At 39.7% G+C, this 22,396-nt stretch carries 19 protein-coding genes; 7 read left to right on the top strand and 12 right to left on the bottom strand.

The features are described 5' to 3' along the window. Positions 1-498, top strand: coding sequence for a thiol peroxidase (gene tpx, locus HMPREF3263_RS03930; RefSeq protein ID WP_049375449.1), 498 nt, complete (start codon positions 1-3; stop codon positions 496-498). Positions 499-536: 38 nt separating this feature from the next. Here tpx and HMPREF3263_RS03925 read toward each other — a convergent pair whose 3' ends face one another. The 4 genes from HMPREF3263_RS03925 to gshAB all read right to left on the bottom strand — a co-directional run bounded on the left by HMPREF3263_RS03925 (position 537) and on the right by gshAB (position 5,267). Next, positions 537-1,322, bottom strand: coding sequence for a Cof-type HAD-IIB family hydrolase (locus tag HMPREF3263_RS03925; RefSeq protein ID WP_049375450.1), 786 nt, complete (start codon positions 1,320-1,322; stop codon positions 537-539). A gap of 18 nt (positions 1,323-1,340) precedes the next feature. Continuing rightward, on the bottom strand, positions 1,341-1,805 hold the full coding sequence (gene ybeY, locus HMPREF3263_RS03920) for an rRNA maturation RNase YbeY (protein ID WP_049375451.1): 465 nt from the start codon (positions 1,803-1,805) through the stop codon (positions 1,341-1,343). 1 nt (position 1,806) lies between these two features. Beyond that, entirely contained in the window at positions 1,807-2,895 is a 1,089-nt protein-coding gene (locus HMPREF3263_RS03915) for a PhoH family protein (RefSeq protein ID WP_049375452.1), read from the bottom strand. Between the two features lie 98 nt (positions 2,896-2,993). Continuing rightward, positions 2,994-5,267 (bottom strand): bifunctional glutamate--cysteine ligase GshA/glutathione synthetase GshB, encoded by a 2,274-nt coding sequence (gene gshAB, locus HMPREF3263_RS03910; protein ID WP_070853001.1) that lies wholly within the window; start codon positions 5,265-5,267, stop codon positions 2,994-2,996. A 213-nt stretch (positions 5,268-5,480) separates the two neighbouring features. Here gshAB and HMPREF3263_RS03905 point away from each other — a divergent pair, with 213 nt between their 5' ends. The 3 genes from HMPREF3263_RS03905 to HMPREF3263_RS03895 all read left to right on the top strand — a co-directional run bounded on the left by HMPREF3263_RS03905 (position 5,481) and on the right by HMPREF3263_RS03895 (position 9,154). Further along, a complete protein-coding gene (locus tag HMPREF3263_RS03905) occupies positions 5,481-6,479 on the top strand; it encodes an iron ABC transporter substrate-binding protein (RefSeq protein WP_005697230.1) in 999 nt (332 codons plus the stop codon). A gap of 88 nt (positions 6,480-6,567) precedes the next feature. Next, a complete protein-coding gene (locus HMPREF3263_RS03900; protein WP_005697223.1) occupies positions 6,568-8,088 on the top strand; it encodes an ABC transporter permease in 1,521 nt (506 codons plus the stop codon). Between the two features lie 13 nt (positions 8,089-8,101). Continuing rightward, positions 8,102-9,154, top strand: coding sequence for an ABC transporter ATP-binding protein (locus tag HMPREF3263_RS03895; RefSeq protein ID WP_070853000.1), 1,053 nt, complete (start codon positions 8,102-8,104; stop codon positions 9,152-9,154). 37 nt (positions 9,155-9,191) lie between these two features. On the opposite strand, the gene HMPREF3263_RS03890 is transcribed toward HMPREF3263_RS03895, so the two are convergent. The 7 genes from HMPREF3263_RS03890 to HMPREF3263_RS03860 all read right to left on the bottom strand — a co-directional run bounded on the left by HMPREF3263_RS03890 (position 9,192) and on the right by HMPREF3263_RS03860 (position 18,015). Then, the gene (locus HMPREF3263_RS03890; RefSeq protein WP_070591234.1) at positions 9,192-9,911 is read right to left on the bottom strand and encodes a TerC family protein; all 720 of its coding nucleotides are present in this window, start codon (positions 9,909-9,911) and stop codon (positions 9,192-9,194) included. A gap of 68 nt (positions 9,912-9,979) precedes the next feature. Further along, a complete protein-coding gene (uvrC, locus tag HMPREF3263_RS03885) occupies positions 9,980-11,806 on the bottom strand; it encodes an excinuclease ABC subunit UvrC (RefSeq protein ID WP_070852999.1) in 1,827 nt (608 codons plus the stop codon). Positions 11,807-11,815: 9 nt separating this feature from the next. After that, complete coding sequence (gene kdsB / locus HMPREF3263_RS03880; protein ID WP_005697219.1) at positions 11,816-12,574, bottom strand: 3-deoxy-manno-octulosonate cytidylyltransferase; 759 nt, start codon at positions 12,572-12,574, stop codon at positions 11,816-11,818. 9 nt (positions 12,575-12,583) lie between these two features. Continuing rightward, entirely contained in the window at positions 12,584-12,763 is a 180-nt protein-coding gene (locus HMPREF3263_RS03875; RefSeq protein WP_005696424.1) for a Trm112 family protein, read from the bottom strand. Between the two features lie 16 nt (positions 12,764-12,779). Continuing rightward, the gene (gene lpxK, locus HMPREF3263_RS03870; RefSeq protein ID WP_005697228.1) at positions 12,780-13,760 is read right to left on the bottom strand and encodes a tetraacyldisaccharide 4'-kinase; all 981 of its coding nucleotides are present in this window, start codon (positions 13,758-13,760) and stop codon (positions 12,780-12,782) included. Positions 13,761-13,813: 53 nt separating this feature from the next. Beyond that, positions 13,814-15,562 carry a lipid A ABC transporter ATP-binding protein/permease MsbA gene (gene msbA, locus HMPREF3263_RS03865; RefSeq protein WP_005697209.1) on the bottom strand — a complete coding sequence of 583 codons (1,749 nt, stop codon included), beginning with the start codon at positions 15,560-15,562 and terminating at the stop codon, positions 13,814-13,816. Between the two features lie 50 nt (positions 15,563-15,612). Then, positions 15,613-18,015 (bottom strand): DNA internalization-related competence protein ComEC/Rec2, encoded by a 2,403-nt coding sequence (locus tag HMPREF3263_RS03860; RefSeq protein ID WP_070852998.1) that lies wholly within the window; start codon positions 18,013-18,015, stop codon positions 15,613-15,615. 260 nt (positions 18,016-18,275) lie between these two features. Here HMPREF3263_RS03860 and dksA point away from each other — a divergent pair, with 260 nt between their 5' ends. The 3 genes from dksA to folK all read left to right on the top strand — a co-directional run bounded on the left by dksA (position 18,276) and on the right by folK (position 20,807). Next, positions 18,276-18,713, top strand: coding sequence for an RNA polymerase-binding protein DksA (dksA, locus tag HMPREF3263_RS03855; protein ID WP_005696429.1), 438 nt, complete (start codon positions 18,276-18,278; stop codon positions 18,711-18,713). Between the two features lie 235 nt (positions 18,714-18,948). Then, positions 18,949-20,304 carry a polynucleotide adenylyltransferase PcnB gene (gene pcnB, locus HMPREF3263_RS03850; RefSeq protein WP_080572022.1) on the top strand — a complete coding sequence of 452 codons (1,356 nt, stop codon included), beginning with the start codon at positions 18,949-18,951 and terminating at the stop codon, positions 20,302-20,304. Next, positions 20,304-20,807 (top strand): 2-amino-4-hydroxy-6-hydroxymethyldihydropteridine diphosphokinase, encoded by a 504-nt coding sequence (gene folK, locus HMPREF3263_RS03845; RefSeq protein WP_070852997.1) that lies wholly within the window; start codon positions 20,304-20,306, stop codon positions 20,805-20,807. Before pcnB ends, folK begins: the two co-directional genes overlap by 1 nt. Positions 20,808-20,861: 54 nt before the next feature. Here folK and dcuC read toward each other — a convergent pair whose 3' ends face one another. After that, complete coding sequence (gene dcuC, locus HMPREF3263_RS03840; protein WP_070852996.1) at positions 20,862-22,220, bottom strand: anaerobic C4-dicarboxylate transporter DcuC; 1,359 nt, start codon at positions 22,218-22,220, stop codon at positions 20,862-20,864. Positions 22,221-22,396 lie beyond the last annotated feature (176 nt).

Genomic DNA, 22,396 nt, shown 5'->3' with positions numbered 1-22,396 from the left:
ATGACACAAGTAACAATGATGGGCAATCCCATTGAAGTAAGTGGCAACTTTCCAAAAAAAGGGGAAAAAGTGACCGCACTTACACTCACCAATAAAGAACTTGCTGACGTGACGCTTGATGCTTATGCAGGAAAACGCAAGGTCTTAAATATTTTCCCGAGTATTGATACAGGTGTATGTGCAACTTCTGTTCGTAAATTCAATCAACAGGCAGCTAATTTAAAGAATGCCGTGGTACTTTGCATTTCAGCGGACTTACCTTTTGCACAAGCACGGTTCTGCGGTGCGGAAGGTATTGAGAACGTAGAAACACTTTCTACTTTCCGTCATAAAGAAGCCCATGAAAACTTAGGGGTAAACATCAAAACTGGTCCAATCGCAGGTTTAACTGCTCGTTCAGTGATTGTTTTAGATGAAAACAACAATGTGTTACATAGTGAATTGGTATCTGAAATTAAAGATGAACCAAATTATGAAGCTGCGCTAGCCGCACTATAATGAATAAGGCGCTTTTCTCATAGAAAGCGCCTTTTTATTTATTCAGGAAAAATCTCATTCAATATTAATGCAATTCCATCATCATTATGCGAAGCAGTGACACGATTAGCGGCCTGTTTAATTTCATCAGGAGCATTGCCCATTGCCACGCCTAATCCCACGCTTTCTAGCATATCTAAATCGTTAAAGTTATCGCCGAAAGCAACACATTCTTCCATCTTCACATGGAAGTAATCTTCGAGAAAACGTACTGCATTACCTTTTGTCGCGGATTTATGCATCACTTCAAGGAAATTCGCATGAGAACGGCAAATGCTTAAATGTGGGAATTTCTCTTTTAGGATTTTCTCAATACTAATCACTTCGTCTGTTTCACCAATGATTTGGATTTTATGTGGAGAATAGACCGCACTTTCATCATAAGGATCGATTTGAATGCCTGTCACGCTACGTTCATAAATCACCCATTTATTATCTAAATCACGAGCGACACAATCATCATAGGTATAATAATTGACACCCAGCGCAGGATGATCTGCTAATACTTGATTAATGGCTTGAATATCAGCGGGATCAATTTGTACTGAATAAATAGGCTTGGCGTTTTTATCTAAAATCAAGGCTCCACTAAATGCAACAATGATGTTGTAATTTTCAATGAGTTTCGCATAAGGCCAAATACCCAACGGTGAACGAGCAGAAATAGGTGTAAATGGAATACCTTGTTTTGTAATGCGTTGAAGTGCATCTAAGGTTTTAGGCGAAATTCGATGATCGGAAGTTAATAAGGTACCATCAAAATCACTGAATACAGCTTTATACATAATTGCTCCAAATCGTCATTATTTTTCTGAAAGGTAAGGATCGGCAAAGCCTAAACTCTGCATAATTTCAGTTTCTAAACTTTCCATTTCTTCGGCTTCATCATTTTCAATGTGATCGTAACCCAGTAAATGTAAGCTACCATGCACAATCATATGCGCCCAATGCGCCATTAAAGGCTTTTCTTGCTCGATAGCTTCACGCTCCACCACTTGACGGCAAATCACCAAATCGCCCAACAGCGGTAACTCCACTTCATCAGGACATTCAAAAGGAAAAGACAATACATTGGTTGGACGATCTTTTCCTCGATAAGTCAAATTCAAGTCATGACTTTCCGCTTCATCCACAATGCGTACTGTCATTTCAACATTATCACTTTCTGGTTGCACTGCAGCAGTTGCCCATTGCAGAATTTGTTCTTCTGATGGTAAGCCTTCTGTATTTTCACAGGCCTGTTGCAAATCGATAATCATATTGCCCATGTTATTCTCCTAAATTCGTTTCATTTTCTAACCGCACTTTTTGCTCACGTTCAGCTCGACGCTGCGCTGTGATTTCTTGACGGCGGATTTCATCTTGGGCTTCCCATTCTTCGTAAGCTTGCACTACTTTTGCCACCACTGGATGTCGCACAATATCTTTACTCTCAAAATAGTTAAAGCTTAATTCCGACACTTTGCTTAACACTTCCATGGCGTGGCGTAAACCTGATTTTGTGCTGCGAGGTAAATCGATTTGAGTTACATCCCCTGTAATCACGGCTTTAGAATTAAAACCAATACGGGTTAAAAACATTTTCATTTGTTCGACCGTCGTATTTTGACTTTCATCTAAAATAATAAAGCTGTCATTCAGTGTACGCCCACGCATATAAGCTAATGGCGCGATTTCAATCACATTACGCTCCATCAATTTTTGTACGCGTTCAAAGCCAAGCATTTCAAATAACGCATCATAAAGTGGTCGCAAATAAGGTTCAATTTTCTGTCCTAAATCACCAGGCAGGAAACCTAATTTTTCGCCCGCTTCCACCGCAGGACGAGTAAGCAAAATGCGACGAATTTCTTGGCGTTCTAATGCCTCAACGGCAGCCGCTACTGCTAAAAAGGTTTTCCCTGTTCCAGCTGGGCCAATCCCAAAACTAATATCGTGCGTAAGAATATTATGTAAATACTGAATTTGATTTTCACCACGCGGTTTAATCAAACCTCGCTTGGTTTTAATTGTGGTGCTATAGACGTGATTTTCACTGCGTGACTCACTGCCTTCTTGCGATAACATTCTGTTCTCTTGCAAGGCAATATGCACATCTTCTAAATCAAGTTCTTTCACTTTCCCCTTAATTGGTGCAGTCTCCACATATAATGTTTGGATTAATTTAGCCGCACGAGCAATTAATTGTTCATGGTGAGATTTGGGATTTTCATCATTTGATTTCACCGTAAAAGTGAAATTATTGCGGGAAATATTGAGATTAAATTCTTTTTCAATCAGTTTGATATTTTCATCAAATGCACCGCAAAGTGATTGCAGACGATCATTTTCTTGAGGTTCTAAGGTAAACGTTGTCATTAAATTTCATTTAAGAATTGTGAATACTGTCTCCATTTTAGCCTAATTATGATGAATGTAAAACGGGCTTCACCAACTGATGAAGCCCGATAACCAAATTAAGGCAATTCTGGGAAAAGCATCTTAATCACATTCATTGTCAATCGTCGAGATTGCCCACTAAATGGGAAAATATGCATCATCATCATAGGGTTAAAGTTTGCTTCAATCACACCCCACGAACGTAAACTCGGTTCTGCCGGCTGTTTCAAATCAGGAATAATTAAATCTACACCACAAACTGCCGCCCCCATTGCCTTGCTAATCCCTACCGCAATTTCTTTGTAACTGGCATGCATTTCATCCGTCATATCAATAGAATCACCGCCTGTGCTAATATTGGAATTCGCACGTAATTGGACAAGTTGATCTTTCGCTGGAATAGAATCCACAGTTAAGCCTTGTTCCTTAAGCTGCAACTGCTCAATATCTCCTAATGCAATTTTTTTCAATGGTGTACGACTGCCATCACCCCGTAAAGGATGATCATTTTTTACGGCGACTAATTCAGCAACGGTATGTACTCCATCTCCAATTACATTTGCCGGAACGCGTAATAAGACTGCTAACGTTTGATCTCCCAACACAAAGAAACGATATTCGGTACCAAGTAGATAATCTTCAACCATGATCTCTTTATCTTCACGGAAAGCAATTTCTACTGCTTTTGCAAAATCATCTCGATCCGTTACACCTTGCTGGAAAATACTGATCCCTAAACCAAAATTCGTTGACTTTGGCTTAATCACGATAGCTTGATTCTCAAAAAGTGGGAAATTTTCGACCGCACTTTTCACATCGGTAAACTCGATGCTTTGCGGTACGTTAAAGCCTGCTTTTGCTAACACTTTCTTCGTCACCACTTTATTTTCCATGATGAGTGGGGAAATATAGCTATCGTGAGAAGTCATATTACCATTTTTCACATACTCCAAATGTTCGCCAAATTGAAGACTAATAAATTGATCGCGTTCATCTAAAATCTCTATGTTTAATCCTTTTTGAATTGCATCAAACAATAACGCCTGTGTGGATAGTTCCATATTATCAAACGCACTTAAGGCATAAAAACGTTCAAAGGCTTTGGCTTTATTGGATTGCGCGATATCCGCCCCTAATTGTTGGTAACTGCCGACCTGTTCAATTGCCGCAATCACTTTTGCACAAAGCGTTTGGCTTGGATTTGCAAATTGTCCTAATTTGTCTTTAACAATCGTTTTAATCTCATCACTTACATTGAGTTGCTCAAGCATTTTGAGCATTTCAAGGAGGACTAATTCCCCTTCTACCGCATAAACACTTTGCTGTCTTGGGTCTTCCCATGCTACCTCTGCAAGACGTGCTTTACCTAATTCTACGCCCTCTTGATCAGCCGTATCTTCAAGCCATGCCATTAACAAAATAAAATAATGAATGAATTTCGCATCATCAAGCTCTATTCCGTAAGGTGCAAACGGATTGAGATCAAACAAACGGAATTCTAAATATTGAATTCCTTTTTCAAGTAAATCTCGTGCTTTTTTAGCACCACGCAAGCGTACACTTGAGTAAAATTCTTTTTCCGCAATCAAATCACCCGATTTCACCCAGTGTTCTAAGGTCTCAACATACTCTTGCAAACTGTCATAAGAGACGTGGATCTTCGGATCATTCACATAACCATATTTCCCTGAACGTAAACTCCGCACATATTGATGCGGTTTAAGGGGTGAATTGCCTCTGAAATATTTTTCCTCTACCGTTGGTGTCGCAGAAAACAGATAAAGCAAAATCCATTGATAACGTAAGAAGTTCTTCGCTATTTTTAGGTAAAAATCATTTTGAAAATCAACCGCACTTTGTGTTTCATTTTGTGCATGAAATAAGGCTTCAATAAATTTAGGGTCAATTTGAAAATTGTAATGAATACCACTGACCATTTGCTTATATTTACCGTAAGACTGGACTAAATGCTCACGATAAGCCACATCTTCATGATTATCTAATTGTGCGACCTTAATGTGCTCCTCTGGCGGTAACCCCGCAGGCATACTGAAAGGAAAAATAAATTCATTCTCCGGTAAAGTTCGCAAAGTTACTTCATGAATAGCAGAAAGCCAACGCAATGTATCCTCTAATTTTTTCATCGGAGGAGTCACCAATTCCAACTGACTTTCTGCAAAATCTGTTTGAATGTAAGGGTGGAAACGACGATTACCAAAGGCTTTGGGGTGCGATGATGTCACTATTGAACCATCCGAATGCACCCGTTGACTTTCCTTTTCAATCCCAAAAGTGCCTTGCTGGAATAAGAGTTCTAGATGATGTTGTTTAATGATTTGCTGAATGTTCATATCCATTCCTACTCAAGATGTTTGCTCTACATTATGTAAAAAGATTAATAAGTAACAAAGTAAGAAAATAGCATGAAATATAAAATTTTGATATAAATAAAAATATTTGATAATTATTTGCATTATCTGTTTTAAGTATATTAGAATGGGACAATTCTTGTTTTCAGAGAATTAGCTATATTCCCCTTCCCCCGATAATATAAAGGAGTTTTTATGAAAATTAAACATTTTCAAATTGCCGCCCTTACTGGCTTAATGGCATTTGCAGGCTTCGCTTCTGCAGATATTACTGTTTACAATGGACAGCACAAAGAAGGTTCTCAAGCTGTTGCTGATGCATTTACAAAAGCAACGGGCATTAAAGTGACCTTAAACAGTGCTAAAAGTGATCAACTTGCAGGTCAATTAAAAGAAGAGGGCGATAAAACCCCTGCTGACGTATTCTTTTCTGAACAAACTGCACCTTTCGCTGCCCTGTCTGATGCGGGCTTATTAGAACCGCTTTCTGCAGATACTATTAAACAAACTGCACACAAGGGCGTTCCTGTTGCACCGAAAAAAGACTGGGTCGCATTAAGCGGTCGTTCTCGTGTTGTGGTTTACGATCACACTAAATTATCTGAAAAAGACATGGAAAAATCCGTGTTAGATTATGCAACACCAAAATGGAAAGATAAAATTGGTTACGTTCCAACTTCAGGCGCATTCTTAGAGCAAGTTGTTGCGATTACCAAATTAAAAGGTAAAGATGCCGCTCTTAAATGGTTAAAAGGCTTAAAAGAAAACGGCAAACTTTATGCGAAAAACAGTGTTGCCCTTCAAGCGGTTGAAAATGGTGAAGTACCAGCAGCGTTAATTAACAACTATTACTGGTATACTCTGGCAAAAGAAAAAGGTGCTGAAAACCTCAAAACACGTCTTTATTTTATTCGTCATCAAGATCCTGGTGCATTAGTGACTTATTCTGGTGCTGCTGTATTAAAAGGGTCTAAAAATAAAGAAGAAGCGAAAAAATTCGTTGATTTCTTAGCAAGTAAAGAAGGACAACAAGCGTTTGTTTCAGTACGTGCAGAATACCCACTTCGTACCGATGTGGTTTCTCCATTTAACATGGAACCTTATGCAAAATTAGAAGCGCCTGTTGTTTCAGCAACCACTTCTGAAGACAAAGACAACGCAAACAAACTTATTGAAGAAGCTGGTTTGAAATAAGTTTAATTTACTATGCAATATAGGGCGTGTAATACACGCCCTTCTGTTATTTACTCGACTTACTCTATACTTTTTAAAGGATTTTTCTGTGTCTAATCGCCCACCTCGCTGGCTTATAGCCTTAATCGTGCTGATTAGTTTGCCATTATTACTCCCTTTTTTATATGTTATTGAGCGTGCTGCAGATGTCGGATTGGCTCGCAGCATTGAATTACTTTGGCGCCCAAGAATGTGGGAATTGCTCAGTAACACCCTACTTTTAATGGTATTTGTTACACTTTTTGCCATTATTCTCGGCACACTATGTGCATTTTTATTAGAACGTTATCGCTTTTGGGGAAAAGGCTTTTTCCAAGTAGCCATGACGCTCCCTCTTTGTATTCCGGCTTTTGTCAGTTGTTTTACGTGGATCAGTCTCACCTTCAGAGTGGAAGGCTTCTGGGGAACCATCGGCATTATGACGCTGAGTTCTTTCCCGCTTGCTTATCTCCCTGTCGCGGCGACCTTAAAAAGACTCGACCGCTCTTTAGAAGAAGTGAGCCTTTCACTGGCGAAAAGCCATGCTTACACATTTTGGCATGCGATTTTTCCGCAACTCAAACCCGCCATTGGTAGTAGCGTATTATTAATTGCGCTTCATATGTTGGTAGACTTTGGTGCGGTTTCTATTTTAAATTATCAAACCTTCACTACAGCAATTTTCCAAGAATATGAAATGGCCTTTAATAACAACACTGCCGCCTTACTCTCTGGCGTGTTAATGGTCATTTGTATCCTTGTGGTGATGGGTGAAATTCGTTTTAGAGGCACACAAACGCTCTATCAAAGCGGCAAAGGTGTAATACGTCCGTATCCGTTGAAAACGCTCTCAGCAGGAAAACAAATTTTAGCCGTGAGCTTTTTCACGACCATTTTTATGCTCAGTATTGGTGTGCCGATTACTATGCTGATTTATTGGCTAACCGTGGGAAGTTCCATTGAAAATGCGGTCGATTTTGGGGAATTTTTTACCGCCTTCACAAATTCACTGACTATATCAACACTGGGGGCAACACTTACCGTTATTTGTGCACTACCATTGGTATGGGCCGCGGTACGCTATCGCAGTAAATTGACGATTTGGCTTGATCGAATCCCTTATCTACTTCACGCTGTGCCAGGGCTTGTTATCGCATTATCGTTGGTTTTCTTTACCATCAACTATGCGTATTCGCTTTATCAAACCTTTGCCATGGTTGTCGTCGCCTACTTTATGCTTTATCTTCCAATGGCGCAAACGACCTTGCGTAGCTCGCTTGAACAAATGTCTAGTAACATTGAAAAGGTAGGACAAAGCTTAGGTCGCAGTAACTTTTATATTTTCCGTACCTTAGTCATTCCGGCCATGTTACCAGGGATTGCCGCTGCGTTTGCTTTAGTGTTCTTAAACTTAATGAAAGAGCTCACTGCAACCCTATTGCTGACACCAAATGACATTAAAACACTTTCAACCGCGGTGTGGGAATATACCTCTGATGCACAATATGCGGCAGCAACGCCTTATGCCATTATGTTAGTGCTATTTTCAGGCATTCCTGTATTTTTACTGAAACGATACGGTTTTAAATAACGAGAAGATAAAAATGACAACATTACTCGACATTAAAAATTTGAATAAATCCTTTAATGGGCACCAGGTTCTACACAATATCTCTCTGCAATTAGAGAAAGGTGAAATTCTGTTTCTTCTCGGTGCATCCGGTTGTGGAAAAACCACCTTATTGCGTAGTATTGCTGGTTTTGAACAACCTACAAGCGGTGAGATTTGGTTAAAGAATCAACCTATTTTTAACGACAATATCAATGTGCCAACTCAGCAACGCAAATTAGGCTATGTGGTACAAGAAGGCGTGTTATTCCCTCATTTAAATGTTTACCACAACATTGCTTATGGCTTAGGCGATGGTAAAGGAAAAACCGAAGAGGAAAAACAACGCATACAGGAAGTGATGAAACTAACTGGTATTAGCAGCTTAGCTGATCGTTTTCCCCATCAACTTTCAGGCGGGCAACAACAGCGTGTTGCACTTGCTCGAGCTCTCGCACCAAACCCAGAACTCATCCTGTTTGATGAGCCATTCAGTGCATTAGATGAGCATCTAAGAAATCAAATTCGTTACGATATGTTACAGGTATTAAGAGAAAGTGATTCATCCGCCATATTTGTGACTCATGATCGTGATGAAGCACTCTGTTATTCAGACAAAATTGCTGTGATTCAAGAAGGAAGAATCCTCCAAATTGCGACACCTAAAACACTGTATTGGTCACCGCAGCATTTATCCATCGCAACATTTATCGGAGAAAGTATTATTTTCCCTGCAACATTAAAAAACGATGGCATCGCGACCTGTCAATTAGGTGAAATTGCCGTCGAAAATAAAGGAAATGGCCATACACAAGGGAAAGTGTTATTCCGCCCTGAGCAATTCTCTCTTGCGAAAAAAATCCAAGATCCGACCGCTTCTTTTAACGGTGAGATTAAACGGATTGAATCAAGAGGACGAGCTATCAATATTTGTATTGATGTTAACGGTTATGAATTGAATATCAATGAAGATCTCATTAACGAATATCATACTGGCGAACAAGTCACGCTGTATTTATATGGGAAAGGGGTATTCTATAATGACTAAAAAAGGCGGAACACATTGTTCCGCCTTTTTATATGATTTAATGACCAAGTGATTTTCGCATTTTGATGTTGAGCATTTCAACTACTGCTGAGAAGCCCATTGCAAAGTAAATGTAGCCTTTTGGAATATGAATATCCAAGCTTTCAGCCATTAAACTTACTCCAACTAAAATTAAGAATGCTAAGGCTAAAATCTTCAATGTCGGATGGGTATCAACAAAATCACCAATTGGTTTCGCCGCAAACATCATTACTCCAACTGCAATCATAATTGCTAAGATCATCACTGGAAGGTGGTTTGCCATCCCTACGGCTGTGATCACTGAGTCTAAAGAAAATACAATATCTAAAATCGCAATTTGGATTAATACACCCAAATAACTGACTTTCTTCTTGTTATTCTCTTCTTCATGATGTGCTTCAGGATGCATCGCTTCTTTAATTTCGCCTGTACTTTTCACAATCAGGAATAAGCCCCCAAGGAATAAAATCAAATCACGACCTGAAATTTCCTGACCGACTAAAGTGAATAGTGGTTCCGTTAATTTCATCATCCAAGAAAGAGAAACAAGAAGTAAAATACGGGTAATCATCGCTAATCCAAGACCGATAATACGACCAGATTGACGTTGATTCGCAGGTAAACGTCCCACTAAAATACTAATAAAAATAATGTTATCGATACCCAAGACAATTTCAAGTGCGGTCAAAGTGAGCAATGAAATCCATGCTTCAGGATCAACAAGCCATTCAAACATAATATGTTCCTATATAAAATCCGAAAGGTTGAATCATAGACAGTTCGCGTAGAAAATCAAGATTTTTCCTAACTTTTTAAGGTCTCGAAAATCTTTTCTGCTAAGGCTTTAGAAATACCGGGTACTGATGCGATCTCATCCAATGTGGCATTTTTGACACCTTGCAACCCACCTAAATATTTCAACAAGGCTTGACGTCGTTTAGCGCCTACCCCTTCAATGGTTTCCAATCCGCTTTGGGTAAAGGCTTTTTGGCGTTTTTGACGATGGCCGCTAATAGCATGATTATGGCTTTCATCTCGAATATGTTGGATTAAATGCAGTGCAAGGCTATCATCCGGCAAATGAATCTCACGATCTTGTTTGCTGATAATCAACACCTCTTGTCCTGCTCGACGATCCACACCTTTTGCCACACCAATTAAGTGCGGTCGATTTTTATCCCATTTTACGTTGAGATGATGAAAAACCTCTAAGGCACGGTTAAGCTGCCCTTTACCACCATCAATAAAGATAATATCGGGGATTTTATCTTCATCAAGATCGCGGTCATAACGTTTCTTTAAGGCTTGCTCCATCGCTGCATAGTCATCACCACCTGTAATGCCTTCAATATTAAAACGGCGATAATCTGATTTCAGTGGACCTTCTTGATTAAATACCACGCAAGATGCCACGGTTTGATTTCCCATCGTATGGCTAATATCAAAACATTCCATACGTTTAATTTCAGGCATATCGAGCAATTCACAAAGGGCTTGATAACGTTCGTGCATTCGGGAAGATTGTTTAAGTTGAGTCGCTAACGCCGCTTTAGCATTAATTTGCGCTAGTTGTAGATATTTACCTTTATCGCCTTTAGCGGATTCCTGTATCACCACTTTTCGGCCAGCTTGTTCAGTTAATAAGGCTTCAAGCTCCGCTTTTTCATCTAATTTATGATCCACAATAATACTATTAGGGATACTTCTGCCTTGATGGCCTTGCAAATAAAACTGCCCAACAAACGTTGCCGTTAACTCGGATAAATCTGTATTAGCAGGCACTTTCGGAAAATAACTGCGATTGCCTAATACTTTACCTTGACGAATAAACATCACCTGAACACAAGCTAAACCGTGCTGATACGCAATGGACATAATATCCATATCGTCCAAACGTTCATTAGATACGAATTGTTTTTCGATAACCGCACGAACCGCTTGAATTTGGTCACGATAACGTGCCGCACCTTCAAAATCTAAGTCTCGGCTCGCTTGTTCCATTTTACCAATGAGATAATCTAATACTTGCTGATCTTTCCCTTGCAAAAATAATCGTGCTAATTCAACTTGTTGGTTATATTCCTCATCAGTCACATAACCTGGCACACAAGGTGCTGAGCAACGCCCGATTTGATATTGCAAACAAGGGCGGGAACGATTGTTATAAACCGAATTTTCACATTGACGAACAGGGAATAATTTTTGCATTAACGACAAGGTTTCACGCACTGCCCCCGCATGAGGATAAGGCCCGAAATACTCACCTGCAATTTTTTTCGTTCCACGATAAGAAGTAATACGAGGATGACGTTCTTTCGTCAATAAAATAAAAGGATAGGATTTATCATCTCGCAATAACACATTATAACGAGGTTGATAAAGTTTAATAAAGTTATGCTCAAGCAATAATGCTTCTGTTTCAGAAGAGGTAATGGTTGTGTCGATATGATGAATTGACGACACCAAGGCTTCTGTTTTTTTGCTGCTTAAGTTTTTTCGAAAATAGCTGGAAAGGCGCTTTTTAAGATCTTTCGCTTTGCCCACATAAATAACCTGATCTTTATCGTCATACATACGATAAACACCAGGTTCATGAGAAACGTCTGAGAGAAACTTCTTGGAATCAAACATCAGTAAAAACTACGCCAAAATTGACCGCACTTTTTCTAAATCTTCAGCCGTATCCACACCAACAGCCGGGACTTCTTTAGCTAACTCCACGTGAATACGCTCACCGTACCATAATACACGGAGTTGCTCTAACTTCTCTAAGTTTTCTAATTGTGTTGGTACCCATTGCACATATTGTTTAATAAAGCCCGCACGGTAAGCATAAATACCGATATGACGAAGATACGCATTAGCCAGTTGTGCTTTTGAAGTGTCTTCTAATTGCATAAATTGATCACGATCGTAAGGAATCACTGAACGAGAGAAATATAAAACGTAGCCATCTTTATCTGTGACGACTTTCACGGCATTTGGATTAAATAACTCTTCCGCTTCATGAATTTTTACCGCAAGTGTCGCCATATTCACATTAAATTTCGCTAAATTTTCTGCTACTTGACTCACAATAACGGGGGGGATTAACGGTTCATCCCCTTGGATGTTTACAATAATTTCATCATCAGCAATTCCGAGTTTACTCACGACTTCTGCTAAACGTTCCGTACCAGAATTATGCGCTTCTGATGTCATGCAAACTTCTGCCCCAAAAGCTTTTGCTGCTTTTTCAACTTGTTCGTTATCTGTGGCAATAATTACTCGACTCGCCCCTGATTGCTGAGCCTTTTCAAAAACATGTTGAATCATGGGGTTACCGGCAATATCGGCTAGAGGTTTACCCGGTAAGCGGCTCGATGCAAAACGAGCAGGGATAATAACTGTAAATGACATAATCATTCCTTATTCTTTCAATGTTTCGGCTTTTTCTGCCAACAATACAGGCACGCCGTTTTCAATAGGATACGCTACTTGCTCAAAAGGGCAAATGAGCCGTTGATTTTCTTGATCGTATTTCAATCTTGCCAAACATCGCGGGCAAGCGATCACTTCTAATAATCGAGGATTGAGTTTCTCACGCATATTTCACTCGAATAAGTTAAACCAAATGACGAATTTTTTCCCACAATTGTGGAAGTTTTTGGCCTTGATTTTCAGTCTCTACAATCTCTGCATCAACGGGAACATACCACCAATTCTCTTTAGCAAAAGCGTGGCATTTTACGGCATCCTTTTCCGTCATAAAGAGCGGTTGATTTTCAGCGAGTTTTTCTAATAATTGTGGCTCAAAATGTTGATGATCTTGAAAAGCTTTCGTATTGGCTAAACGAATATTTAAATTTTCCAACATCATGAAAAAACGTTGGGGGTTGCCAATTCCCGCGATGGCTGAACCTTGAGTAAATTCACTTAACAAGCGTTTTTCAGCCGTCACTAAATTAATCGCATAGTGAGGAACGAGCGTCATAACCGCATCAGAATAAGCGTTTTTTCCACCATTGGTAATCACAAAGTCCACATTTTTTAAACGACTTGGTAATTCACGCAAAGGCCCTGCCGGCAAAACAAAGCCGTTCCCTAAAGCACGTTCTGCGTCCATCACCACAATTTCAATATCACGCTGCAACTTATAATGTTGTAATCCATCATCCGAAATAATCAGATCGCAATCCTGTGTTTTCAAAAGTAATTCGATAGCTTGCTGACGATTCGGTGAAATCACCACAGGCACACCTGTTCTTTTGGCAATTAAAACAGGTTCATCGCCCCCTTGAACGGGATCGGTTTCAGGCGTAACAAGTAAAGGATAGGTTTTAGATTGGCTACCATAGCCACGAGAAATCACACCTACACGCAATCCTTGTTTTTGCAACTCTTCAACTAACCACACCACAACAGGCGTTTTACCATTTCCGCCCACAGAAAGATTACCGACAATAATGACCGGTTTTGGAGATTTATAAGAGGATAAGATATTCAAGGAAAATAGTGCTAGGCGAATTTGGCTAATCAACCAAAATAGCAGTGAAAAAGGAAGAAGCAACCAAGCAAGCTTTGAATTAGAGTACCAAAAAGGCATTTCATTTATCCTATATTGATTTTGGGCGAACACATTGGTTCGCCCTTATTATTTTATCCGCTAAACTGCATACTGTGTAATTGTTTATACGCGCCATCAAGCGCTAACAAATCTTGATGCGTACCACGTTCTTTAATTTCACCGTGCTCAATGACTAAGATTTCATCGGCATTTTCAATGGTTGATAAACGATGTGCAATCACCAATACTGTACGATCTTTTTTCAGTTCTTCTAATGCTGACTGAATCGCTCGTTCAGATTCTGTATCTAATGCCGATGTAGCTTCATCTAAAATTAAGACCGGTGAATTACGTAGTAATGCACGAGCAATCGCTAAACGCTGACGTTGGCCACCTGAAAGAGTTGCACCATTCTCACCAATAACGGTATCAAAACCTTGTGGAAGTTTCTCGATAAACTCCAGGGCGTAAGCTGCTTTTGCAGCTTCAATAATTTGTTCACGCGTGTATTTATCTTCTGCCGCGTAAGCAATATTATTGGCAATCGTATCGTTAAATAAATGTACTTGTTGAGAAACGACAGAACAATTCTCACGTAAATTAGATAAACGATAATCTTGAATTCTTACGCCATCTAATAAAATTTCGCCTTCGTCAATATCGTAGAAACGCGTCACCAAATTAGCAATCGTTGATTTTCCCGAACCTGAACGCCCCACTAAAGCCACAGTTTTGCCTGCAGGCACATAAAAAGAGATATTATTTAAGGCTTTCTCTTCTTTACCCTCATAAGCAAAACTCACGTTTTTAAATTCTAAATCACCTTTTGCAGGTTCTGCTTTATACGTGCCATTATCTTTCTCTGTTTCCAAATCTAAGATGGCAAATAATGTCTGACACGCTGCCATGCCACGTTGGAACTGTGAGTTCACATTCGTCAAAGATTTTAACGGACGCATCATCGCTAACATGGAAGAAAAGACCACCGTGAAAGAACCCGCAGTTAAATTATCATCAGCAATTAATGGTGTCGTTGCTAAGTAAAGCACTGCTGCCAACGCCAAAGAAGCAATTACTTGCACAACTGGATCTGAAATCGCATCAGCAGTCACCATCTTCATACCTTTGCGACGCATATCGTTACTGACTTTATCGAAACGCTCTTCTTCAACTAATTGTCCACCAAAAGACAGCACCACTTTATGCCCTTTTAGCATTTGTTCCGTTGCAGAGGTCAATTCCCCCATGGAATCTTGCATGTTTTTACTAAGCTTACGGAAAATCTTAGATACCATGCGAATCAGTACTGCAATAATTGGGCCAATCACGAAAAGTACAAGTGTTAATTCCCAACTGGTATAGAACATCACAACAAGCAACGAAATTAAATAGGCTCCTTCGCGAACAATCGTCACTAATGAACTAGATGAAGAGTTCGCTATCATTTCTGAATCGTAGGTAATACGAGAAAGCAATTTACCTGTTGAATTACGATCAAAGAAGCTCACTGGCATAAACATTAAATGTTTAAACAAACGGCGGCGCATAATCATCACTACTTTACCGGATACCCACGCCAAGCAATAAGTAGAGACAAAGTTGGTCACCCCACGCAATATAATCATACCAACGACAACAAATGCCATCATTTTCAAGAAAGAATGATCGGCTTTTCCGAAACCATCATCAAGCAAAGGCTTAAGCATATAAATCAAACCTGAATCTGCCAAAGCATTAAAAATTAAAGCAAAAGCGGCGACTAATAAGCCTGATTTAAACGGTGAAATCATCGGCCATAAACGCTTAAAAGTTTGTGTGGTTGAGAAATCTTTATCTTGCATAGCTTATTCTTACATCAATTATCTTAAAAAAATTGGCTGCATTGTACCTGTTATTTCGGGGATAATCCAATTACACGGGCAAACCAAGGTGAAAAATCTCCTCTCGCTTTTTCAATTTCAATGCCCTTTTCAGTAAAATTTAACCTTATATGACCTGAAATAGCGGTATTTTCGACCGCACTTTGATAACGATTTAACCGTTCAATCACGGTTGGATGAGGAAAATTCCACGCATTCCATCGTCCACTTGAAATTAAGGCTATATCCGGTTTTGTCTGTCCCAGTAAAAACTCGCCTGTTGAAGTTTTACTACCATGATGCCCCACCTGTAACACGTTAATCTTGCCGAGGTTTTCAGCAAAAGATCTTTCTGTCGCCACATCAGCATCACCAGTTAAAAGGATCTGATACTGCCCATCCGTTAGTAAAATTACGCAAGATTGCGGATTTTCCGCCCTGTCTGTAATTTGCGTTGGTGAAAGAATTTTAAAATCAAGTCCTCGCCACTGCCATTGTTTCCCCTGAAGACAAAAAGTGCGGTGCATTTCGCCATAGCTTTTGCGAGAAGGTGTAATCAGCTCAATCTCTGAGTATGCGGTTAAAATCGTTTTAGCACCGCCTGAATGGTCATTATCATCATGGCTTAAAATCAAGGTTTCAAGTTCAATCCCTTCCCGTTGAAGATAAGGCAATATTTCTAATTCCGCCATAGAAGAGCCACCTATTCCACTCTGCCAAGCGGGCCCCGTATCATACAACACGCCTTTCCCTTCTTTTACAATTAAGGTTGCTAAACCTTGTCCCACATCTAACGTATCTAACTGCCATTTGGGTTTCGTGATATATCGATACCCAAGAGTACCAATACAAAAACTAGAAATAAGAATAACACCTAAAAGAGCTTGTTTATAAGCTTCTGACGATAAGATTTTTGTGCTGTTTAATGTGAAAAATCGACTTGATTTTAACGGTATATTTTTTGTTTGAGCTTGAGACAAAAAATACAATCCACCTAACATTCCGCCAAAAACAAGGCTTAAAAGTGCGGTCAGAATGAGGGATAAATTAATCGAAATCGGAACATACGCGCCTTGGAAAACACTGAGAAATTGCGTAATACCTTGAGCAATCGTATTTGAAAGATGCCAAGAAGAAAATGCGCCATTCGTTAACACTGCAAAGAGAATCAAGGGTACCAGTAAGAAACTATACAAGGGCACTGCGATTAAATTCGCCAAGAATCCATTTAACGCAAAGCCATTAAAAAAGAAAAGTTGAATAGGCGTGAATAAAATCAGCAGCCCAAGTTGCAAATGAAACAAGCCCAAAATCCACCGCACTTTGCGGGATAATTTTTGATGTTGCCACTCGATTATTGATAAGGGAACATATCGGTACCATACAATCAGGCAGGTAACAGCACCAACTGAAAGCCAAAAGCTAACCGAAAGTGGCATAAGTGGATCACAAAAAAGCAGAAATGCCACGACCAAACAAAGCATTTTCGAAGGCGTGTAATATCGTCGCGAAAATTGAAGGATTGCAATAAAAAGCAATGCCATCATTGCACGGAAGGTCGGTAAACTAAATCCGGCTAAATAGGCATAACCTAAAGCAATCAACACACCAAAGCAAAGTGGAAACCAGGGTGAAATAAAGCGTGTAGGCAGTGCGAGTTGCAAGAATCGAGCAAAGAAAAAGCCTATTCCCATTGCTAAACCAATATGGAGCCCTGAAATGGCAATCAAATGTGCCGTATTCGTTTGTTGGTAAATCAGCCATGTTTTATTATCTAACCAAGCCCGCTCACCAAATGCCAATGCAATAAGCAAGCCTTGCAAAGAAAGCCCCTCTGTCTGATTGAGGCTAGTCTGTAGAAAATGTGTGCGGTAAGAAAAATCTTCGCTCATTTTGACCGCACTTTTCACATTTCCAACGGCAATAATCCTTTTGGAAAAATACCATTGCTGTCGATCAAATCCCCCATGATTAAGTCTTGCAGAAATAGGTCGAAGTTTTACATCAGCCCGCCAAATTTCACCTACTTGTGGCTTTTCCGGCGCTTTCCAATTAATAAAAATCTGTTGTTCTTTCCCATCAAATAATGACGTTCTTGCAACCAACGTTTGATAATCTTGTTGATGAAGAATTTCTGAGATATAAAGATCTAAGGTGATTTTATTTGGTAAACTTGAAATTTTCTCTGCTTGTCCCAATAACGATAAAGCAGGTGAATGCGCATAAGCCAAAGTAAGCAAAAACAAGATACCGCTCATGCAAAAATTTCTAGCTTTAAAATAATTGAACCAATGGGAACAAAGTGTGGTCATAACCAGCAATAAAATGCCCAGCCCTGCTCGTTGCCAGGTAAACAGTAAAAAATCAGGTACTACAAGCAAGGATAAGGCAGAAACAATAAACATCATGCACAGTTGAAATAGCGTGATTTTCATTTTAAGTGTTATTTATAGCGAAAAATAAGGCAAGCTAACCTTAAGCTTGTAGATACGCAAATGAATATGTCGTTTTTTGCGATCACGATCGCAAATTTGAAATTTCTAGACTAAATTTATTTGCTAAATAGGTGAAGTTCTGCTATTTATATCGCCCTTAAAATAACAGGGTTCTAATGTCAGCTATTTTTAGTTGCTCTGAACAAACTAAAACAAGACAGGATGTCATAAAAAGTCTGTAACATAATTAGGAGTTATCTATGTCTAAGGCCTCTCTAAGTTTGCTTGATTTGGCTGGTGTTAAGCCTTATCAACCTAAAAAAGGTGAAGAATATATGAATGAAGATCAAATTCTTCATTTCAGAAAAATTTTAACTGCGTGGCACGAGCAAATTGTGGAAGAAGCATCAAGAACAGTTGCTCACATGCAAGATGAAGCATCAAACTTCCCTGATCCGGCTGACCGTGCGACGCAAGAAGAAGAATTCAGTCTTGAATTACGTAACCGCGATCGTGAACGTAAATTAATGAAAAAGATTGAATACACATTGAAAAAATTAGATACCGATGATTTCGGTTATTGTGATTCTTGTGGCGAAGAAATTGGCATTCGTCGTTTAGAAGCACGCCCTACTGCTGATCTTTGTATCGATTGCAAAACTCTTGCTGAAATTCGTGAAAAACAAGTCGCCGGTTAATTTATTTAAGTAACCCAACAAAAAAGTGCGGTCAAAAACAACCGCACTTTTCGTGTTTTTATCAAATGCGTATTGAACATAGAGAATGGAGTAAATTATTCTTACTTATATAAAAAATTTATTTGGTAAAAAAACTAAAAAAGAAACCGAAACCAATATAAATTCGCCCGTTCCAAAAACGGAGCCAAAAAGCAAAAAATCTAACGTTTCAAAAACAGAGCGTTCACAACCCAAGATCGCCCCGTCCTCTTCTCACCATAAAAAAACCAACACTCAAGTGTCTCGTTACGACAAACATAGCGTGAAAGCCTCTCATTTCGGCATTAATCCACGTATGTTTAGTCGTAATGCCATTACTGTGGTAGAAAAATTGCAACGCCAAGGTTATGAGGCTTATATCGTAGGGGGCTGTTTGCGTGATTTATTATTAGGTAAACATCCAAAAGATTTTGATGTGGCAACAAACGCTCGTCCAGACCAAATTCAGGCAGTATTCCAACGCCAATGTCGCTTAGTTGGTCGTCGTTTCCGTCTTGCGCATATTATGTTTGGTCGCGATGTGATCGAAGTCGCGACATTCCGTGCCAACCATTCGGATGCGCGCAGCGAAAATCAAGCGAAACAAAGCGATGAAGGAATGTTACTGCGTGATAACGTGTACGGCACCATTGAACAAGATGCCGAACGCCGTGACTTTACCGTAAATGCCCTTTACTACAATCCGCAAGATAATACATTACGTGATTACTTCAACGGAATTGATGATCTGAAAAACGGAAAATTACGTCTGATTGGCGATCCCGTTACCCGTTATCAAGAAGATCCAGTTCGTATGCTACGCTCTGTACGCTTTATGGCGAAATTGGATATGTTCTTGGAAAAACCAAGTGAACAGCCAATTCGTGAGCTTGCACCATTGCTGAAAAATATTCCACCGGCGCGTTTATTCGATGAAAGCTTAAAATTATTGCAGTCTGGCAATGGCGTAAAAACTTATAAATTACTTCGCCAATATGGCTTATTTGAACAGCTTTTCCCAAGCTTAACGCCTTATTTCACCGAAAAAGAAGACAGCCTTGCGGAACGCATGATTTTAACCTCGTTAAATTCAACCGATGAACGTATTGCCGACAAATTACGTATTAATCCAGCCTTTTTATTTGCGGCATTCTTCTGGTATCCATTACGCGAAAAAGTGGATGTGCTGAAAAATGAAGGAGGTTTAAACAATCATGATGCTTATGCCCTTGCCGGAAATGAAGTGCTTGAGCAATTATGCCGTACATTAGCCGCACCGCGTCGTCATACAGCTGTCATTCGTGATATTTGGATGTTACAACTACAACTGCTTAAACGTACCGGTTCTTACCCTGCTCGCACGATGGAACATCAAAAATTCCGTGCAGCCTTTGATTTATTGGCGATGCGTGCTGAAGTGGAAGGCGGTGAAACCGTTGAACTCGCAAAATGGTGGCATGAGTACCAACTCAGCAATCAAGAACAACGTCGCCAATTGGTTCAAGAGCAACAAAAATTGCATCCTGCACCGAAGAAAAAATATTATCGCAGACGTAAACCTAAGGCGGCTTAATGGTTCAAGTGTATATAGCCCTTGGCAGTAACTTAAATACGCCTACAGAACAATTAAATTCGGCATTAGAGGCAATTTCTTCGCTACCTAATACCGAATTAAAATCGGTCAGTGGATTTTATCAAAGCAAACCATTAGGCCCGCAGGATCAACCGGATTATGTAAATGCAGTGGCGATGATCGAAACCACTCGCCCACCTTTAGCTTTACTCGATGAATTGCAACGTATCGAAAATGAACAAGGTCGCGTGCGTTTACGTCGTTGGGGTGAGCGTACACTGGATTTGGACATTCTGCTTTATGGTGATCAAATCATTCAAAATGAACGCTTAACCGTGCCTCATTATGATATGAAAAACCGCGAATTTGTGATTGTGCCGCTTAATGATATCGCACAAGATTTGGTTTTACCGGAAGGCGAAAAAGTCGCTGATTTGGTGAAAGCCTTTGAAAATCATCAAATGCATAAAATCAAAAATAGCGAGAAAATTAACCGCACTTAACTCAAAACAAAAGGGCTGATATTTACTATCAGCCCTTCTTTTTTACCTATCAAGCTAGGCGGCAACGGAAACAAAGATTTCTGTGCCGATAATCACACAAATAAAACCGACTAACATTGGGACAGACATACGTTTTACGATTTCAAATGGTGAGATTTTTCCCATACCGGATACCGCCACAACCACGCCGGAAACCGGTGATAAACCACGACCTAAGTTAGACGCTTGTAACATTGGAATGGTTAAGAACGCTGGGTTGACGCCCATTTGTGTTGCTAATTTTGGAATTAATTCTGCAAAAGCATAGAACGCTGCGTTACCAGAACCTGTCGCCATCGTTGCTAAAATAGTAATCACCGCAAGCACTAACATCATAAAGAATGCTGAACCGCCGAAAGATTGTGCAGAGTCGATTAAATTAGTGATAAAGCCGATTGTACTTAAACTTTGTGCAAATACACCCGCTGCTACTAAAAGCATCACCACGCCCGCAAAGGCATCGGCCATACCACGATATGCCACCACGAGATTATCGAAGGTTTGTTTTGCGTTAAAGCTACGTAAGAAATCCACTACCGCAGTAATGATAAAGCAAAGCACCATCACGGTAACAATGTGTAAATTTGGTAAGCCCCATTTACCATCAAAAATCAATACGCCGATAATTGGTAATAATGGCAAAATCGCATAGTAGTTTGGTGCTGTGGTTTTAATTTCATCTGCATTCAAACGTTCTACTTGTACGCCTTCTTTTTTATCTAAATAACGCTGCCAGAAGAAGTGCGCGACAGCAATCCCTAAAATCGCAAAAATCGAAACCGGCAATGCGGTGCCAAAGGCAAACTCACCTAAAGGAATTTTTGAAATTTCAGCAGAAAGCACCACGTCGCCCGATGTTGGAGAAAGGATAATAGAAATTGGCGATGCGCAAATTGCTGCTGCAGCCCCACGTGAAATCCCCACGTTTACCATGACAGGGAATAATGTCGCCATTAATAACACGCCTAAACCTGTTGCAGATGACACGGCAAAAGACATTAAACATGCAAGGAAGTAAGCAAACACCATTAAAATATAAGGTGAACGGATATTTTTCAGTGGTTTTGACACCAATTTCACCACCACATCGTTCGCGCCAAGATGAGTCATGTACACGGAGAAACCACATAACACCATGATCATCAAACCTAAACCGCCGCCACGATTACCGAGTAGATATTTCACATATTCTAAAATATCAAAATAGGTGGAACCGGTGCTTTTCACGCCTTCTGGTAAAATTGAATGTCCCATCAGCACTGAAATGAATAACAAGACCAAGCCACCAAACATCAACACGCCGGTCGCTGAATAGCCTTTCACGATGTAATATGCCACCAAAACAATGGCAATCAAACCTATAATCAGATCCATAATTTACCTCTTTATTAAAATAATAATATCAGCAAGATAGCGATTGAATTGAGAGTTGTAAATCAGTTCAATACGAAAATTTGAGGTAGATCACAAAAAGAGTTTTGGGGAGAAAGTGCGGTTGGTTTTGGAGAAGTTTTATTAAAAATGTTTAAAACAAAATGCAACATGCTGTG

The sequence above is a fragment of the Haemophilus sp. HMSC61B11 genome (genome assembly GCF_001838615.1).
Lineage (GTDB): Bacteria > Pseudomonadota > Gammaproteobacteria > Enterobacterales > Pasteurellaceae > Haemophilus_D > Haemophilus_D parainfluenzae_AD.
This window is presented reverse-complemented; position numbering and strand designations above follow the sequence as displayed.

Bases quoted from the DNA above. Each gene is read 5' to 3' on its own strand.
- tpx (WP_049375449.1), top strand. From the start codon at position 1: ATGACACAAGTAACAATGATGGGCAATCCCATTGAAGTAAGTGGCAAC.
- HMPREF3263_RS03925 (WP_049375450.1), bottom strand. From the start codon at position 1,322: ATGTATAAAGCTGTATTCAGTGATTTTGATGGTACCTTATTAACTTCC.
- ybeY (WP_049375451.1), bottom strand. From the start codon at position 1,805: ATGGGCAATATGATTATCGATTTGCAACAGGCCTGTGAAAATACAGAA.
- HMPREF3263_RS03915 (WP_049375452.1), bottom strand. From the start codon at position 2,895: ATGACAACGTTTACCTTAGAACCTCAAGAAAATGATCGTCTGCAATCA.
- gshAB (WP_070853001.1), bottom strand. From the start codon at position 5,267: ATGAACATTCAGCAAATCATTAAACAACATCATCTAGAACTCTTATTC.
- HMPREF3263_RS03905 (WP_005697230.1), top strand. From the start codon at position 5,481: ATGAAAATTAAACATTTTCAAATTGCCGCCCTTACTGGCTTAATGGCA.
- HMPREF3263_RS03895 (WP_070853000.1), top strand. From the start codon at position 8,102: ATGACAACATTACTCGACATTAAAAATTTGAATAAATCCTTTAATGGG.
- HMPREF3263_RS03890 (WP_070591234.1), bottom strand. From the start codon at position 9,911: ATGTTTGAATGGCTTGTTGATCCTGAAGCATGGATTTCATTGCTCACT.
- uvrC (WP_070852999.1), bottom strand. From the start codon at position 11,806: ATGTTTGATTCCAAGAAGTTTCTCTCAGACGTTTCTCATGAACCTGGT.
- kdsB (WP_005697219.1), bottom strand. From the start codon at position 12,574: ATGTCATTTACAGTTATTATCCCTGCTCGTTTTGCATCGAGCCGCTTA.
- HMPREF3263_RS03875 (WP_005696424.1), bottom strand. From the start codon at position 12,763: ATGCGTGAGAAACTCAATCCTCGATTATTAGAAGTGATCGCTTGCCCG.
- lpxK (WP_005697228.1), bottom strand. From the start codon at position 13,760: ATGCCTTTTTGGTACTCTAATTCAAAGCTTGCTTGGTTGCTTCTTCCT.
- msbA (WP_005697209.1), bottom strand. From the start codon at position 15,562: ATGCAAGATAAAGATTTCTCAACCACACAAACTTTTAAGCGTTTATGG.
- HMPREF3263_RS03860 (WP_070852998.1), bottom strand. From the start codon at position 18,015: ATGAAAATCACGCTATTTCAACTGTGCATGATGTTTATTGTTTCTGCC.
- dksA (WP_005696429.1), top strand. From the start codon at position 18,276: ATGTCTAAGGCCTCTCTAAGTTTGCTTGATTTGGCTGGTGTTAAGCCT.
- folK (WP_070852997.1), top strand. From the start codon at position 20,304: ATGGTTCAAGTGTATATAGCCCTTGGCAGTAACTTAAATACGCCTACA.
- dcuC (WP_070852996.1), bottom strand. From the start codon at position 22,220: ATGGATCTGATTATAGGTTTGATTGCCATTGTTTTGGTGGCATATTAC.